Source organism: Mycobacterium sp. SMC-4 (assembly GCF_025263265.1).
Classification (GTDB): Bacteria; Actinomycetota; Actinomycetes; order Mycobacteriales; family Mycobacteriaceae; genus Mycobacterium.
Window position 1 is genome coordinate 5,484,608 of sequence record NZ_CP079869.1, and the last position, 16,772, is coordinate 5,501,379.

The 16,772-nt window shown below is 66.5% G+C and carries 14 protein-coding genes; 6 read left to right on the forward strand and 8 right to left on the reverse strand.

Annotated elements, in window-relative coordinates:
- Nucleotides 1–57 precede the first annotated feature (57 nt).
- From KXD98_RS26240 to KXD98_RS26255, 4 genes are all read left to right on the forward strand, one after another.
- Nucleotides 58–1,017: a fumarylacetoacetate hydrolase family protein gene (locus KXD98_RS26240; RefSeq protein WP_260761206.1), complete on the forward strand. Its 960-nt coding sequence runs from the start codon at nt 58–60 to the stop codon at nt 1,015–1,017.
- Nucleotides 1,018–1,031: 14 nt separating this feature from the next.
- On the forward strand, nt 1,032–1,721 hold the full coding sequence (locus KXD98_RS26245) for a VOC family protein (RefSeq protein WP_260761207.1): 690 nt from the start codon (nt 1,032–1,034) through the stop codon (nt 1,719–1,721).
- A gap of 3 nt (nt 1,722–1,724) precedes the next feature.
- Entirely contained in the window at nt 1,725–3,524 is a 1,800-nt protein-coding gene (locus tag KXD98_RS26250; RefSeq protein ID WP_260761208.1) for an FAD-dependent monooxygenase, read from the forward strand.
- 88 nt (nt 3,525–3,612) lie between these two features.
- Nucleotides 3,613–5,886 (forward strand): transketolase-like TK C-terminal-containing protein, encoded by a 2,274-nt coding sequence (locus KXD98_RS26255; protein WP_260765442.1) that lies wholly within the window; start codon nt 3,613–3,615, stop codon nt 5,884–5,886.
- Between the two features lie 63 nt (nt 5,887–5,949).
- On the opposite strand, the gene KXD98_RS26260 is transcribed toward KXD98_RS26255, so the two are convergent.
- The 3 genes from KXD98_RS26260 to KXD98_RS26270 form a co-directional block, all read right to left on the reverse strand.
- Entirely contained in the window at nt 5,950–6,651 is a 702-nt protein-coding gene (locus KXD98_RS26260; protein ID WP_260761209.1) for a pyridoxamine 5'-phosphate oxidase family protein, read from the reverse strand.
- Nucleotides 6,652–6,713: 62 nt separating this feature from the next.
- Nucleotides 6,714–7,130 carry a pyridoxamine 5'-phosphate oxidase family protein gene (locus KXD98_RS26265; protein WP_260761210.1) on the reverse strand — a complete coding sequence of 139 codons (417 nt, stop codon included), beginning with the start codon at nt 7,128–7,130 and terminating at the stop codon, nt 6,714–6,716.
- The gene (locus KXD98_RS26270) at nt 7,127–7,963 is read right to left on the reverse strand and encodes an NAD(P)H-binding protein (RefSeq protein ID WP_260761211.1); all 837 of its coding nucleotides are present in this window, start codon (nt 7,961–7,963) and stop codon (nt 7,127–7,129) included. Before KXD98_RS26270 ends, KXD98_RS26265 begins: the two co-directional genes overlap by 4 nt.
- Before the next feature lie 81 nt (nt 7,964–8,044).
- On the opposite strand from KXD98_RS26270, the gene KXD98_RS26275 reads away from it, so the two are divergent.
- Nucleotides 8,045–8,977 (forward strand): AraC family transcriptional regulator, encoded by a 933-nt coding sequence (locus tag KXD98_RS26275; RefSeq protein WP_260761212.1) that lies wholly within the window; start codon nt 8,045–8,047, stop codon nt 8,975–8,977.
- A gap of 147 nt (nt 8,978–9,124) precedes the next feature.
- Nucleotides 9,125–9,895, forward strand: coding sequence for a 1-acyl-sn-glycerol-3-phosphate acyltransferase (locus KXD98_RS26280; protein WP_260761213.1), 771 nt, complete (start codon nt 9,125–9,127; stop codon nt 9,893–9,895).
- Nucleotides 9,896–9,934: 39 nt separating this feature from the next.
- Here the strand turns inward: KXD98_RS26280 and KXD98_RS26285 are convergent, their stop codons facing one another.
- From KXD98_RS26285 to KXD98_RS26305, 5 genes are read right to left on the reverse strand one after another with little or no spacing between them, the layout of a single operon-like run.
- Complete coding sequence (locus KXD98_RS26285) at nt 9,935–11,128, reverse strand: cytochrome P450 (protein WP_260761214.1); 1,194 nt, start codon at nt 11,126–11,128, stop codon at nt 9,935–9,937.
- An 11-nt stretch (nt 11,129–11,139) separates the two neighbouring features.
- Complete coding sequence (locus KXD98_RS26290) at nt 11,140–12,732, reverse strand: bifunctional 3-(3-hydroxy-phenyl)propionate/3-hydroxycinnamic acid hydroxylase (RefSeq protein ID WP_260761215.1); 1,593 nt, start codon at nt 12,730–12,732, stop codon at nt 11,140–11,142.
- Nucleotides 12,729–14,615 carry an acyl-CoA synthetase gene (locus tag KXD98_RS26295; RefSeq protein WP_260761216.1) on the reverse strand — a complete coding sequence of 629 codons (1,887 nt, stop codon included), beginning with the start codon at nt 14,613–14,615 and terminating at the stop codon, nt 12,729–12,731. The genes KXD98_RS26290 and KXD98_RS26295 overlap by 4 nt, the downstream gene beginning before the upstream one ends.
- A complete protein-coding gene (locus KXD98_RS26300; protein ID WP_260761217.1) occupies nt 14,612–15,550 on the reverse strand; it encodes a fumarylacetoacetate hydrolase family protein in 939 nt (312 codons plus the stop codon). The genes KXD98_RS26295 and KXD98_RS26300 overlap by 4 nt, the downstream gene beginning before the upstream one ends.
- On the reverse strand, nt 15,547–16,689 hold the full coding sequence (locus KXD98_RS26305; RefSeq protein WP_260761218.1) for a VOC family protein: 1,143 nt from the start codon (nt 16,687–16,689) through the stop codon (nt 15,547–15,549). Before KXD98_RS26305 ends, KXD98_RS26300 begins: the two co-directional genes overlap by 4 nt.
- Nucleotides 16,690–16,772 lie beyond the last annotated feature (83 nt).

Consider the following 16,772-nt stretch of genomic DNA (forward strand, 5'->3'; position numbering starts at 1 on the left):
CGTGGAGTTCACTAGGCCCTGAGCCGGTCGAACGACGGGCAGACGCGGGAGTTGTCGATGGTCGTCCATCTCGTCCGATACGAGCACCATGAGCACAATTCGTGGGGTGTCCTCATGGGTGACCGGATCTCCCCTCTCACCGGGGAGTATCCGCGCACGGCCGACCTCATCGAGGGTGGCAGATCAGACTGGACGGCGGCCGCAGCACAACCCGGTGACGTGGAACTGGCCGATGTCGAGTTGCTCTCACCCGTCACCACGCCGTGCCGGGTGATGTGTCAAGGCGCCAACTACCGCCAACACGCCATCGAGTCCGGGATGGACCCCGACAAACGCACCTTCAACCTGTTCTTCGACAAGACCGACGCAGCCGTCACCGGGCCCAGCGCCCGCATCACCCGCCCGGCCCATGTCACCCTGCTCGACTACGAGATCGAACTGGCGTTGGTACTACGGCGAAAGGTCACCGCCCCCACCACCGTCACCGTCGAGAACTTGCACGAATACGTCTTCGGCGTGACCATCGCCAATGACGTCTCCGCCCGGGATGTGCAGCTGCCACAAGGACAGTTCCTCAAGGGCAAGAGCTACCGCGGGTTCTGTCCGCTCGGGCCCGTGTTGGCTGTGCTGGAACCCGGTGACTTCGGCCTCCTCGATGATCTCGAGCTGCGCCTCGAAGTCAACGGGGAGCTGCGGCAGAGCGACAACACCGCAAACATGCTCTACCGGCCCGCCGAGACGCTGACCGAACTCAGCGAGTTCTGCAACTCGGATCCCGGTGACGTGCTACTGACCGGAACACCGCACGGCATCGTGGCCGGCTCCCCACCTGCCCTCATCCGTCGACTCGCCACAGCGTTGCTGCCAGAGGACAAGCTGTGGGCGGCATTCGTCAGGCTCAACCAGCGCAAGCCCTATCTGCGGCCCGGTGACATCGTCACCGCCTCCATCCGTAACGCCGCCGGCACTCTCGATTTGGGCACGCAGCGAAACACCATCGCCGCCGCCAGCCACTGAGAGGAGGACACGCCATGAGCGCCACGCCCAGTCCCCTGCAACCGTCCAACCCGGAAGACCCCGACACCACAGCCTCCGCACCGGATCTCGAGAAACTGCCTGACCGCCTGGTGCCCGACTTCATCGCCCACTGGGTGGTCAAGACCGCACGCAGCGCCGAGATGATCGAATGGTACGGGCATGTCTTCGGTGCACGTGTTGTCCACGAGGACAACCAGATCGCGTTCCTGACCTGGGATCACGAAAGTCATCGGCTGGCTCTGGTCAAGCTTCCGCCGCCAGTCCGCCACGTTTTCCCGCTGTCGCGGTGGCGGCGAAAAACCTACGGTATCGACCATCTCGCGTTCACCTTCACTTCGGTGGAGAAGCTGCTGCTGACCTACGAACGGCTGAAGAAGGCGGGAATCACCCCGGTCTGGTCCATCAATCACGGACCCACGACCAGTCTCTACTACGAGGACCCCGAGGGCATCCGGTTGGAATTCCAGACGGAGAACTTCCCCACCGCCCAGCAGACCGCCGAGTACTTCAGCAGTGCCGATTTCAACCACAATCCGATCGGCACCGACATCGACCCGGACTACCTGCTCGAACAGCTCCGCACCGGTGTGGATCAAGAGCAACTGCTCAAGCGGGGCGCAGGCACCCGCCCCGGCACCAAACCCCGCTCGAACAAGCGTGCCATCACCTGGAAGACGTTGTAAGGCATGGACACTGAATCGGTCGTCATCGTCGGTGCGGGCGCCTCGGGATCCACGCTGGCACTCCTGCTGGCGCGCCACGGCATCCGCAGCACCGTGGTCGAAGAGCGCCTCGAACCTCGCCTGCACCCGGCCGCGCACGTCATCAACGCCCGAACCCTGGAGATCTGGAACCAGGCTTCTGCTGACCTGGGAAGCGCTCTGGAGGCGATCACCCCGCCGATCGACACCGTCAACATCATCCGCTGGTGCACCGACGTGCGTTCTGGCCCGATCGGTGAGATCGATCTGCTCTCCCAGCCGGAGCGGCTCGCCGAAGTACGAACGCACAGCTCCTATCTCATCTCGCACATCGGTCAGCACCTGCTGATGCCGGTGCTGTGGGAAGCGCTGGACAGCGAGCCGCTGGTCGATTTTCGCCGCGGTACGCACGCCGAACTGAGCGGTGAGAGGGTCACGCTACGGCCCGCGGACATGGAGCCGGTCGCGGTGTCACCGCGATTTGTCATCGCCGCCGACGGGGCCAACAGCACGCTGCGCGACGCCGCGGGCATCGCGATGTCCGGCCCGGTGCTGGCCAACATGGGCAGTGTCTTCTTCCACGCACCTCAGCTTTACCCGAATGGCGCCAGCCGCCCCCTGCTCAGCTGGATCTACCACCCGCAATTCAGCGGCGTGATGATCGCCCATGCTGACGACGACTACGTGCTGATGACACCGTATCTGCACTCGGCGCAGTCCATCGCGCGCGACAGCAGAAGCTACTGGAATCGCATACTGCCCAACGTGATCGGTTCCAACGATTACCGGATCCGATCAACAGGAACCTGGACGATGACCAAGCAGATCGCCGATCGGTTCCGCCGCGGATCGCTGTTGCTCATCGGAGACGCCGCCCACCGGTTCCCCCACACCGGTGGCTTCGGTCTCAACAGCGGTGTCCAGGATGCCCATAACCTCGCCTGGAAGCTTTCCGCAGTCCTCAACGACGGCGCAGCTGAGTCACTGCTGGACACCTACGAGACCGAACGCCGACCCGTCATCACGCGGTTTGCCGAGCAGAGCACCAGCAACCACTTCAAGCTCGATGAGGTCACCGCGCCATTGGGCATCACCAACCGCTCGCTACACAAGGCGACCGAACTCATCGGCAAGCTCCGCTTGAGCTGGGTGCCGGACTCGGTGATCGCTCGCGTCACGGATGCACTGACCACAACTCAGACATCGCGAACACGACGCCTGTTACGCCAGAACGCCCGCAGCAGACGATTGTGTGAGCGAATGGCCGACGAAATCCCCAACCAAGAAGAGCATTTCGTGGCCAGCGGCCTGGAGTTCGGCTACGGCTACACCAGTCCGCTGATCGACACCGCCGAGGGCCCCTGTCCCGACGGGGATGTCGCCCGCTACCGCCCCACCACCCATCCCGGTGCGCGTCTTCCGCACGTGATCATCCAGAGCGCCGATGGATCGGAGCGATCGACCCATGCCGCGATCGCACGCCGGGGGCTCACCTTGTTCACCGCCGACGCGCAAGGGTGGACCGAAGCCCTCGCCCGCACCACCCTGTCTGCTCCGCTGGAGGTAGTGCCCCTGAGGTCGGCGAGCGCTCAACTGCACCGCACGATGATCGACATGTTCGAGGTGGGAGAACGCGGCGCCGTCCTGGTGCGCCCCGATGGGCACGTGGTGTGGCGCACGAGCACCGACTCAACCGACATCGACCAGCTGCGAACATTCGTCGAACGCTCCTGGAGTGCTGTCTATCCCGGCGCCAGCGCCGCCATGAGCCAACACTCCGCCTAGTTCGAAAGAGACGCAACACATCGTGACGATCACTCACCCATCAGGATCTGCTGCCGGTGCCGAAGATCGGACACCCACCTCCTCCGACCTGGATCTCATCGCGTCTCGCGTGCTGTGGTTGTCCACGGCGATGGTCCATCACGCCAACCGCATCCGCCCCAATCCGAGCGGCCTGAAGGTCGGCGGCCATCAGGCGTCGTCGGCATCGATCGTCGGCATCATGACCGCCCTGTACTTCGATCAGCTCCAGGCGGGCGACAGGGTCTCGGTCAAACCACATGCCTCTCCGGTGTTGCACAGCATCAACTATCTGCTCGGCGCACTCGACGAGCACCATATGACGAGCTTGCGTGAATTCGGTGGCGTGCAGAGTTATCCGAGTCGGACCAAAGACCCCGATCCTGTCGACTACTCCACCGGGTCGGTCGGGATCGGCGCAACCGCGCCGATTTGGGGATGCGTCGCGCGGCGCTACGTGGACACCGTGTTCGGTGGCGCCGGAACGGGGCGCCAATACTCGCTGGTCGGCGACGCCGAACTCGACGAGGGGGCGATCTGGGAGGCGGTGCTGGACCCCGCGGTGCCCGACCTCGGGGAGATCGTGTGGATCGTCGACATGAACCGCCAGTCCCTGGACCGCGTGGTTCCCCATATCGCCGCCGGGAGACTACGGGACATGTTCGCCGCAGCGGGCTGGCAAGTCCTGACCGTGAAGTTCGGAAAGCTGCTCGAGGAGTTGTTCAGCCACCCCGGAGGCGAGGACCTGCGCACCCGAATCCTGACCATGCCCAATCCCGAATATCAACGGCTGCTGCGCTGTTCGGCAGAAGAGCTGCGCGACCGGTTGCCCGGCGACGGAACCGAAGCGGCGGGTGTGGCCGCGCTGATCGCCAACCTGGACGACACCACCCTCGTGCAGGCGATCGGCAACCTGGGCGGGCACGACATCGCCACCCTGCGCGAGGCGTTCGGCCAGATAGACGACACCCGCCCGACGGTCATCCTCGCCTACACGGTCAAGGGCTACGGCCTGCCCACTCAGGGCCATCCACAGAATCACTCGTCATTGTTGACCGATGAACAGTTCACTGCGTTGTCGGTGACGCTCGGCGAGGATCCACAACAGCCCTTCCGACGTTTCGACCCGGAGTCATCGCCCGGACGGCTGTGCCGCCAGGTCGCCGAGCGGCTGCGCCGAGACGGTGTCCACCGCGTCGAAGCACCACAGGTGCCGACGGACATGGGCCGCACCCCACCGGCGATGTCCAACACCCAGAGTGCCCTCGGACGCACCTTGCTCGACCTGACCCGGCAGGCACCGGAGATCGCACGGCGCGTGGTCACGGTCAGCCCCGACGTCAGCTCTAGCACCAACCTGGCCGGGTGGGTCAACAAGGTGGGTGTCTGGTCTCCGTCAGAACGGCCCGACTGGTTCGCCGACGATGCCGAGACACTCCTGCACTGGCGTGAACGGCCGACCGGACAGCACATGGAACTCGGCATCGCCGAGGTCAATCTGGTCGGCTTGCTCGGCGAGCTCGGCGCCACCTGGAGCCGATGGGGTCAACCGCTCTTCCCGATTGGTGTCCTCTACGACCCGTTTGTTGAACGTGCACTCGAGCCGTGGTCGTTCGGGATCTACGCCGGCGGACAATCCATTCTGGTCGGGACCCCGTCGGGGGTGACGTTGGCCGCCGAAGGGGGTGCACACCAGTCGATCACGACGCCCTCGATCGGACTGGAACAGCCCGGATGCCTCAGCTACGAGCCGGCATTCGCCGCCGAGGTCGAGTGGATTCTGCTGCACTGCATCAGCCGGCTGGGTCGCCCCGACGGGACATCGTCCTACCTGAGACTGTCCACTCGGCCGGTCCGCCAGGAGCTCGCCGGCATCCCGACCGATCCTGCCGCCCGCGAGCGACGCCGCCGCCAGGTGATTGCCGGGGCGTACACATTGCGGCCCGCCTGCTCGCCGGCGGTGTGCATCGCGGTGATGGGCGCACTGGCCACCGAGGCCGTCGAAGCGGCCGACCGGCTGGCCGACATGGGCATCGAGGCTGAGGTTGTTTGTGTGACCAGCCCGGACCTGCTCTATCGGGCGGTACAGGGCCGGGACGGACTCGACCACTCGCCCGATTGGATCATCAATCAGGTCTTTCCTGCCGAGCGTGCCGCGCCGATGGTCACCGTGCTCGACGGGCACCCGCACACGCTGACCTTCCTGGCTACCATCAACCAGGTTCGCTGTAAGTCCCTGGGGGTCACAACGTTCGGACAGGCCGGCGACCTTGATTCGGTATACCGCCACCACGGCATAGACGTCGACAGCATTGTGCGGGCTGCACTCGATGTCTCGACGTAGTCGGCCTCGGCTGCTGCCGTGACCGCAGAGGCGGGCGAATCGCACCGTTTCGCTGCGGACGGATCAATACCGACCACGTGACCGCTGGGTCCGGATCGGTCCGGTCATTGACCGCACCGATGCCGGTTCCGGGATACCGGGATCGCAGTCAGGCGCACGCTGAGGGGTGCCGTAGTGCATGGTTAATGGCACCACGCCGGCCCAGGCGCCGGCGGCGACATCGTTCTGCGGGTCCTCGGGCCATCCGTCGCTGATCTTGAGCGACCAGTTGTCCGTCGCGATTCCCAGCCGCAGTGCCACGGTTGCTGCCAACTCGCGTTGGGTGCTGGCACGCAACTCGGCCACTCGACCAGGAATGAAGGTGTCGGTCAGCGCTTCCAGGACTCCCGGCTTGTCCTTGTCGGAGACTTTCTCGAACACGCCGTAAACGACCGCACTGCGGTAGTGGAACGACGACTCGAACCCACTGCGCGCGACGACGACTCCGTCCAGCGTCGTCACCGACACAGCGGCCTGTGCACCCGCGGCCAGCGCCCGCAGCCACGGGGAGCCGGTAGAACCGTGGATGACCAGGTCGTCGCCGAGGCGAGCGAACCCGATCGGAAGGGCCATCGGGTACCCGTCGCGGATCAGCGCCACCGTGGCCAACGGGGTGCTGTCCAGCAGGTCGTCGAGTTCTGCTCGAGCCCGGCACTGTTTTTCCCGCAGCCGAGTCACTCGCGTGGACGGCTGATCGACGATCGGCGGCGCAGTGTTTTCCACCATGGCTCCTTCGGAGATGTCGCGGGCCCGTGCTGGAGATTCTGCGCTGCGCGCAGCGCCGGATGTCACATCGCCTCGCGACGCACCGTCTCCGGGTGGATGATGATGCGAACCCACTGTTGGCGCAACAGGTCGGCGAGATCGCCGGCGCGAGTGGGATCGCGGAGGTCCCAATAGCGCGCGGCGAGTCGCTTGACCACTGCAGGAGCGTCGTCGGCGGCGACCGTCGCGGTTCCCGCCACCTCCACCCACCGTTCCCGCTCGCCGACCGGTGCGGTCACCACGAGTGACGCGCGCGGGTCCCGACGCACTCGGCGCACCCGCAGCGTGTCCGGCCCGCTGAACAGCTGGATGTCGCCGGACTCGGTCACCTCGTACCACACTGGCCGCGGTTGCGGCGGCCGCGGTCCCGCGGCGGTGGACAGGAAGCCGTACAGCGGGCGGCGCAAGAATTCCAGATCGTCGTCGGTCAGCCTGCTCATGGCGTCCACGCCCCGGTGACCGCAACGCGAACAACGTAGTCCTCGAACGTGCGCGCCGGTCGCCCGAGAACCTCGGCAACACCCTCGGTCGTCGACGCAATCACGCCGCGGTCCATCAACACGAACATCTCGGCGACGTGCTCCGCGTCGGCTCGATCGACATCCTGGGCGACCAGCGCGTCGACGTACTCGTCAGGGGTGATGTGCCGGTAGACCATCGGCTGCCCGGAGGCGCGGGAGATGAGGTCGACGGCTTCGCCGAAGGTGATGGATCGGGGACCGGACAGTTCGTACACGCATCCGGCGTGCCGGTCGGGATCGGTGAGCACATGTGCTGCGACATCGGCCACGTCCTCGAGGTCGATGAACGGTTCACTGATATCGCCTGCGGGCAAAGCCAGTTCGCCGTGCAGCAGTGGAGCGTGCCAGAGCTCCTCGTCGAAGTTCTGCGCAAAGTTGTTGGGCCGCAGTATCGTCCACGGCAGGATCGAAGCGCGTACCGCTTCTTCGGCGTCGCGCATGTCGCGGCCGAATGGCGAGTCCCCCCAGCTGTCGGCGCCGCGCCCGGACAACAGCACGAGGTGGCGCACGCCGGCGACGGCCGCCCGTGCCGCAAATTCGTGGACGGGGCCGGGAACCGACGGCGGCACCACATACACGGTCTTCACGCCCTGCAGCACGTGGTCCCAGCCCTGCGGGTCAGACCAGTCGAACGGGGTGTCGCTGCGCCGCGAGGCGGCCCGGACGGGCATCTCTAGCAGCCGGAGCCGGGCGGCCACCCGTCGTCCGGTCTTACCGCTTGCGCCGAGGACCAATGTCGTCGAATCGTCCATGGTTCCAAGCCAACGCCATGCGGTCGGACGAGTACATGGGTGGAAGGCCAGAAAACCTGTGTAATCGTCTACGCTCGGGGTGTGGATGTGTTCGGCGACGTGTTCAGGGGGGTGCGGGCGCACGGCTCGCTGTTCGGCAGTTCGCTGTTGACTCCGCCGTGGGCACTGCATTTCGTCGACGGTGCACCGCTGACGCTGTGTGCGGTCCTAGGCGGTGGTGGGTGGATCGTCCCCGAGAACGGCGAACCGCAACGACTCGACTCGTACGAGACGGTTGTGGTGCGCGGGCCGGGCACCTTCACTTTCGTCGACGAGATCGACACGGCGGCCGAGCCGGTGGCCTGCGGTGAGTTCTGCTCGTCACCCGAGCAGGGCGGGGCCAGGCACCGCCTCGGGTGGAGTGACGCCGGAAGCAGCGACGGTGCGACGACGCTGATCGTGGGTGCCTATCCCGTGCACGGCGAGATCAGCCGCCGCCTGCTCGACGCTCTGCCGATCGTGTTGCGCGTGGACGCCGGCGGGACCGGCGACCCCGTCCTCGATCACCTCGCCGCAGAGGTCGCCCTCGACGTGCCCGGACAGCAGGTGGTGCTGGACCGGCTACTCGATTGGATGTTGGTGTGCACCATCCGCACATGGTTCGACCGACCGGACGGCGAACCACCGGCTTGGTGGGCGGCTCAGCGCGATCCGGTGGTCGGCGACGCGCTGCGGCTGCTGCACACCGATCCCGCGGCGCCGTGGACGGTGAAGACGCTCGCCGAACGCATCGGTGTGTCCCGGTCGACGCTGGCCAAACGCTTCACTGACCTGGTGGGCGAGGCACCCCTGACCTATCTCACACACTGGCGGATGGCCCTCGCAGTAGACCGACTGGTCGACGAACCCGCATCCTCGATCGCCCAAGTGGGGCGTTCGGTCGGCTACGGGGATCCCTTCGCCTTCAGCGCCGCGTTCAAGCGGGTGCGCGGCGTAAGCCCCCGTGACTTCCGGCGCGGTGCGCTCGGCGCGTGACATACGGTGGTGCGTCCGAGGCAGTGACCGTCTCCATTCGCACCGGCCACTTTGGTAGCGTTCGCAAACCATTCGCCAGAGACCGAGGAGCATGCATGCGCATCGCTGCGCAGTTGGCCCAGCACCATGACCACACTGAGTGCCTGCATGACTGACGAGCCGGCGATCGCGCCGCCCGGGTGGTTGTCGGCGGCAATACAGACCTACCTGCGGGTGTACCACCGGCACGAGATACACATCGACGCGGCGGTGCCCGACCGGCCCGTGCTGTTCGTCTGCAACCACGGCTTCGGCGGGGTCATCGATCTCAATGTCGGAGCCTTCGTCGCGGCACGACAGGCTGCGGGGATCACCAGACCCACCACGGCGATGGTGCATCAGATCGCGTGGACGCTCGGCGCCGGGGCACTGGTCGAACGAGTTGGCGGCACACCAGGCAGCCGCGCGGCCGCCGACGCGGCAATCGAAGCCGGTCACAACGTCCTCGTCTTCCCGGGTGGTGACGTCGATGCCGGAAAGGCGTGGCGCGAACGCAACACGATCAAGTTTCACGGCTCCGGGTTCGCCCGATTGGCACAGGACCACCGGCTTCCGATCGTGCCGGTGGTGACCGCCGGTGCCGGCGAATCGCTTGTGGTGCTCAGCGATGGTCAGGCCGTCGCCCAGGCGCTCGGATTGCCTAAGCGCCTGCGTATCAAGTCCCTTCCGCTCAGCGTGTCGATCCCATGGGGTCTGAATCTCGGCGTCGTCGGCCTGCTGCCCTATCTGCCGCTACCCACCAAGCTCGTCACCGCGGTCATGCCCGAGATGACGTCGAATCAGGCTGAATCAGCCGAAGACTTCGCCGAGCGCGTCCGGTCGACCATGCAGGGGCGTCTCGACGCCCTGACCGCGCGGCGCACACCCCTCATCGGCTGAACGACGGCGCCGCCGGCCTTTCGCTCCCATGCGCGCGCCTCACGCGGCCGGAATGAGCCGTATCGGCAGGCAGGCGTGACGGTGAATGATGTTGTTGACCGCCCAGGTCGGCTCCGCGACGACCTCGATGCGGTCGACGCGATCGATGAGGGCTTTGAGCAGGGCGGTCGTTTCCAGCCGTGCCAGTCCTTGGCCTGCGCAGGCGTGGGCGCCGTTGCCGAACCCGACGTGGCGTCCGGCATCGTTTCGAATGTCAAAGACATCAGGGTTATCCCATTCGCGCTCATCGCGGTTGGCCGATGCGTACACCACCAGCACCCTCGCACCAGCGGCAATGGGAGCTCCGTCAATTTGAGTGCTGTGCAGAGTCTTTCGGGTGAATGCACGCAGCGGTGACTCATAGCGGACGACCTCGTTGACTGCGTTGGACAGCAGCGCGGGATTGTCTCTGAGCAATTGCCATTGCTCGGGATGGGTGGCGAACAGGTAGATGGCGCTGGAGATGGCGCTGATCGTGGTGTCCAGCGATGGGGCGATGTAGTCGATCAGCAGCGGCGGTACCTCCTCGGCGGACAGGGTGCCCTCCTCGACCGCGGTGAGCAGTTCGTGTGCCATGCTGCCGGGCAGTACGTTGCGCTCCCGCACGACGCGGCGCGCGAAGCGCAGCATGTGCAGGCTGCGCGCTACGGCTCTGAGCGCCTGCATGTTCGCCGGCCCGAGAATGTCGAATGTCGCTGCGGCCCATTCGATGAGATGCTGGCGTTGGTCTCGGGGCCATCCCACCAGGTCGGGCACGAGGGCCAACGGAAGCGCGGTGGCGAGGTCGGTCACCGCATCGACACTGCCCCGTTCGACAGCACTGTCGACGATCGACCGGGCCCGGGCCTCGACGTCATCGCCGAGAGTGCGCAGCGCTCTGGGCATCAACCGATGGGCGACGAGTTTGCGGCGCCGGTCATGGTCGGCACCGTCGCTATTGAGGGTGGTGCCGCGTGAGAGCCGGTTGGTCAGCGGGTTGGCCGCAACGCCGTGTCCGGACAAGAACAGGCCATCGTCACGCAGGGTGGCCTTGCATTCGGCGTAGCGCGGCAGTGCGTAGAGGCGTTGGCGGGACAGCCACACGACGGAGCCCAGTTCACGTAAAGCGCGGTAGTGCGGGTAGGGATCGAGGATCGCCGAGCGAGCGTAGATGTCGGGCCGGTACACCGGCACGGTCGAGGAGTGACGAAACACGATGTTATTCCTCATCGTTGGTGGGCAGATGCGCTACGTGGCCAGGGCTGCGGGGACCCCGAGGGATGGTCCGGGAACAGCGGGACAGCGCGGCACAGCGCGCTGAGATCTCGGCCGGCGACCATGACGGTGCGGTCGGGTCGTACCACCGCCGCCGCCACATGGTGGCGACCCAGCCAGCCAGCCAGCTCCGACCCCGCAGCGACGAAGACCGTCCGCGCACCCCGGGCGGCCACGATGTCCTGCTGCGCCCTAGTCAGGGCGACCTTGGTAAGGACGGAGAATCCCGCGCCCAGCTCGTCATCGACGCGACGCTGGTTGTCGAGCAGTGCATTCGGGCACAGTCGACCGGTGATGCCGCGTGTCAGCAGGGTGCGCTGGACCAGTGCTGAGGACCGCAGCGGCGGAGTCTGCGAATCGGTGACCTTCGCCCGTAGCCCCGGCACCAGGTGCAATCGAGGCAACACCAGTCTTCGCGTGGCGGTGCCGAGGCGACCGCCGGCGGTCATCGCACGTCCGACATTGAGCGCGAGGGTGATCATGGCGCGGGCGTGAGGTCGGCGTTCGGCTTCGTAGCTGTCCAGCACGCCGGGTGACAGACTGCGGTGGTGGACGGCGGCGATCTTCCAGGCCAGGTTCATCGCATCGCGTAGTCCGGCACCCATGCCCTGGCCGATGAACGGAGGGGTCAGGTGGGCGGCGTCGCCGAGCAGAAAGATGTTGCCGCGCCGCCAGCGGTCGGCGATCTGAGCGCGGAAGGTGTACTCGGCGACCCGCATCACCTGTAACTCGACATCGTCGACGTGAGACGTCCACGGATTGATCAGCGGACGCAGGGCAGCCAGGGTGAGATAGTCGTCGACGGACTCTCCGTCGAGCAGCGCGAATTCCCAGCGGTATCGCGCGGGGCCGATGCGCATGTAGGTGCCCGCCCGTTGCCCGTCGCAGACCTGATGCACGCCCTCCCACTGCCGCAGATCAGCGGTGGTGGTGATGTCGACGACCAGCCAGCGCTGGTCGAACTTCAGGTTGCGCATCGACGCTCCGATGGCGCCGCGTACCACGCTGTTGGCGCCGTCGCAGCCCAGCACGAAGTCGGCGGAGATCACCACCTCCTGCTCGTCGATGCGGTCGCGCACACGCAGGCGCAGTGCACCGGTCGCTGCGTCTGATTGGACGTCGAGGACCTCGACGTCACCACGGAACCGGGCGCACGGATAGCGGGTGAGGTTGCGGCGAAGCAACTCCTCCAGTTCGGGTTGGTCGAACATGCTCGCGGCTGGAAATCCGTTGTGGGTCACTGCGGTATCGCGCCGAAACTCGGCCAGTACCGACAGATGCCGATCGACCAGACGTAGCCCCATGGCTGGGCGGGAGATCACGGCGAAGCCTTCGGCGACGCCGAGTCTGGCCAGGATGCGGTAGACCTCGTCGTCGAGGTGCACCGCGCGCGGCTGCGGATAGACCTGGGGCCACCGGTCCAGCACCAACGTCTGCACGCCGTACTGGGCCAGCAGGGTAGCCGCGGTGATCCCGGTGGGGCCGCCGCCCACGATGACCACCGGGACGTGCTCGGTGGGCAGGTCGGCCGCGGCGTGCGTCATCGCTGGTCGATCTCGTGGGTTACCGGGAAGGACTTCGCCAGCCGTTCAACGGCAACGCGGTCGGCGGTGGGGTCGAGGGCGATGGTGACGGTGGGGGTACCGGCGCTGACGTGGCCGCGGACGCGCAGCACCCCGGGTTGACCGGCGAGCGCGTCGGCGAGCGCCTGCTCGGCGGCCATCGCCCGCAGCGGCACCTTGTAGGGCTTGCCGACATCGGTCACGGGTATCGCCTCGATGATGGTGACGTCCTTGGGTACGGCGGCGCGTTCGGTGATGCATTCGGCGGCAAAGGAAGTCAGCTCCTCACCGGTGATGTCGGCGCCGGGGCGCACGGTCACGAAGCCAACCGGCACCTCGCCGGAGTGGACGTCTGGTCGCGCGACCGCGGCGGCAGCCGTGACGTCGGGATGGGCCAGCAGCGCGTCCTCGATCAGGGCGGGGTCGATGTTGTGGCCGCCGCGGATGATGAGGTCTTTGGCGCGCCCGGCGAGGTAGATGAAGCCGTCGTCGTCGACGCGCGCCAGATCGCCGGTGTCCAGCCAGCCGTCGCGTAGGACGCCGCGGCCGTCGAGAAGGTAGCCGTCGTCGGTGCGAGCGGTGACGTAGCCGGGGAAGATGGTGGGTCCGCTGAGGGCCAACGTCCCGACCTGGCCGGCGGGCAGGTCGTGCCAGGTGCCGTCGTCGGCGATCTCGACGGTCTTGACCTGCTGATAGGCCATGCGTTGGCCGACGGCGCCGGGTCGCGGATGGTCGGCGAAACTGCGCGCGCTGGCGCAGGTGGCCTCGGTGAGGCCGTACCCTTCGACCAGGGCTACCCCGGTGGCGTCGAGGAAATCCTGACGCACGGTTTCGGGCAGCGCCGAGGCCCCCGAGACCGCGGAGGTCAGGGTGGAGATGTCGGCGTCGACCGGAATCTGGGCGAGCACCGCATACACGGTCGGCACGGCGCTCATGGCCGCCAGCCGGTGGTGTTCGACGAGGCGCCAGAAGTTCTGGTAGAGGCCGACGTCGCGGTATCCGAGGGGGCCGGCCCAGACCACCGGCTGGCCACGCAGCAGGGGCGCCAGCAGCGTCACGATCAGGGCGTTGACGTGGAACAGGGGCAGGGCGGCGAACACGACGGCGTCCTCGTCGAGGTCGGCGTTGACGGCCACCATCCAGGCGTCGCTCACTTCGTTGCCGTGGGTGTGGGCGGCCAGCTTCGGCATGCCGGTGGTGCCGCCGGTGTGAAACAGTGCGGCCAGATCATCGGGCTCGGCATGCCCGTCCTGGAGGGGTTCGGCGGTGTGGGTGTCGGCCAGGGCGGACAGATGGGCCACCGTGACACCTGGGATCTCGGGCGGATCGCCGGCCGGGCCGTCGGCCAGCGTCGGGCGCAGCAGCAGCACGGTGTCGATCAGACCCGCGCCGGCCAGGTGCGCCGCTCGCTCCACACCGTCGGGATCAAGTTCGGGCGCTGCGGTGATCAGCACTCGTGCACCCGAGAGCCGGGCCAACTCGGCGACCTGCTCACCGGACAACGATCCGTTGATGGGAGCAGCGATGCCGGCGGCTTGGGCCGCCAATGTGGCGGTGATCAGTTCCTCACAGTTGGGGCTGATCAGCAGCACGGCGTCCTGTCGGCGTACGCCGGACTCGCGCAACACTTTCGCTGCACGGGTGACGTCGGCGGCGAGGTCGCCATAGGTGCGTTGGGCCCCGGCTTGGTAGTTGGTTCCGTCGGGCAGCACGGTGACCGCGGTGCGGTTGGGCCACAACTGTGCGGCGCGGAGCACGGCCTCGTAGGTGCAGGCCGGCAGGCCGCGGCGGCTCAGCGGGATCTGTTCGATGGCGGCGAGGTCGTCGGGTGATTGCGCTGCGGGCCAGAGCAAGGCGTCGTTCATGCGTGCCGCACCGCCAGCCGCTGCGCACCGAGATCGATGGCGCCATCGTCGGTGGCGATCGATGCTTCCACGACGTCGCCGTGCTGCAGGTACTTCGGGTTCTTGGCCTGCCGGGAGAAGAAGGCCTTCCACTTGACTGCCGGCGGCAGCAGGTTGCCGATCATCTCGATCGGCTTGGGTGGAGCGGTCAGTGCGGTGCCCGCCGGGGTGCCGGTGAGGATCAGATCGCCGACCGCCAGGTCTTGGAAGCGAGTCAGCGACTGCAGCGCCTGCAACGGTCGGTAAAGCATGTCCCCGTCGACGATCGAGTTCTGGCGTTCCTGGCCACTGACACGCAGACGCAGGCGCAGGTCGCCGAAGCGCGCCAGCTCTGCGGGCTCCAACAACACCAACGCCGGCCCTACCGGGGTGAAGGTCGGATACGACTTGGCTTCGTAGAACTGCGTTTGCGGCAACTGGATGTCGCGCGCGGACACATCATTGGTGATGGTCAGGCCGGCGATGTAGTCGGCCAGATTCGCATCGGTGATGCTGGTGCCCACCGGGATGTCTTGTCCGATCACGAGTCCGATTTCGACTTCGTAGTCCAGCAAGCCGACATGCGACGGCCGAACGATCTCATCGAAAGGTCCGGTGATCGATGCCGACGACTTACGGAAGAAGGTGAGCGGCACCGTCTTTGGATCCATGCCTGAATCCTTGACGTGCGACTCGAAATTGGTCATCTGGGCGATGACACGACAGGGGGCCGTCACCGGTGACAGCAGTTCGAGCTCGTCGATGGCGACGGATCCCTCCGAGGCCGCCGCGTCGTCGATGGCCGCACGGTCGGCGAGGAGCTCAGCGGTACTGGTGGCCTGAGTGGCGATCTTGGCAGCCCCAGTGGGCATCTGCACCCACCAGGAGTCCTTCGTGCGAAGTATGGAAACAGTCATGATGCAGCAACTTTCAGTAGTCCGATGAGCCGGTTGAGATCGAATTCGTTGTCGCCGCGCAACGCCGTGACCATCGAGGTGACCTGGTGGCGCGCTGCGCGCGGGCTCGCCTCGAGGAAGTCCTTGGTTGCCGGTGGGCCCCATTGCGCCAGACCCGAAGCGGTGAACGGAGCCCACCCCGGTTCGAGCGTGCTGTCGAACATGTCACCGTCGGCATAGTGCTCGACCAGAAACCCGTCGGGGTCGCGCCAGTAATCGAACAGTTGGCTGCCCTGGATGTGGCGCCCGATGCCCCAGGACCGGAAGTAGCCGCGCTCCTGTAGATATTCGCCGCCGGCGGCCAGCGCATCGAGATCACCGACCTCGTAGGCCGAGTGCACGTAACGGTTGGACGGCCCCAGTGCCAGAGCCAGCGTGTGGTGGTCGGCCGGGGTCGCGCCGCGGTCGCAGCGGATGAAGCTCATGGCCGGTCCGCGCTCGCGCTGGCCGGGGAAGAACAGGAAATCGCTGACGATCATCCCGAACGTGTCGAGATACCAGTTGAGTGTCTTCAGGTACGTGGTGGATTGCAGTACCACGTGCCCGAGGCGCTGGATCCGGGCGGGGACCCGCGGCGGACGGACGGTGGCATTGATGCGTGCGTTCTCTGCTCCGGTGTTGACCACCTGCGCAGCCTGCGCGGGTTGGGCGGGAAGGTCGTGCAGCCCGGCGACGACCTTGACCGCCATGCCGCTGGGATCTGTCAACTGCACGGCCACACCACCGAGGGACTCCGGCAGCGGGTGCATCGGAGCCCCGGTCTTGTCGGCCAGACGCAGTACGTCGATTTCGTCGGCGGCGCGCAAGGCCAGTCCGGCGAAGCGAGTGTGTTTGCCGCGCCGCAGCAGCACACAGGGCGCTCCCGGATTGGTGCCTCGCAAATGCAACTGTTCCGGTGCGCGCAGGGCCACGCCGAACCCGAACGCTCGAGCAAAGGCCTCCGCGCGCGTCAGATCGGGCTTGTCGAACTCCACCCAGGCGATATCGGCCACCCGAATCAGCGGATCACGGGATCGGCCCGAGTGCTCGCCGCGGAGTGCACCACGTTCGCTGTGTAAGTCCTTGTGCCCGTCGGTCACCGGTGTCACTGCGTGCGCCACCTCAGCCTCCTCCACATCAAGTTGAGGAAATCGTCACATACGCGGAATCGCTCAGTCAAGGATTCTGACGAAATCCTCAGAAT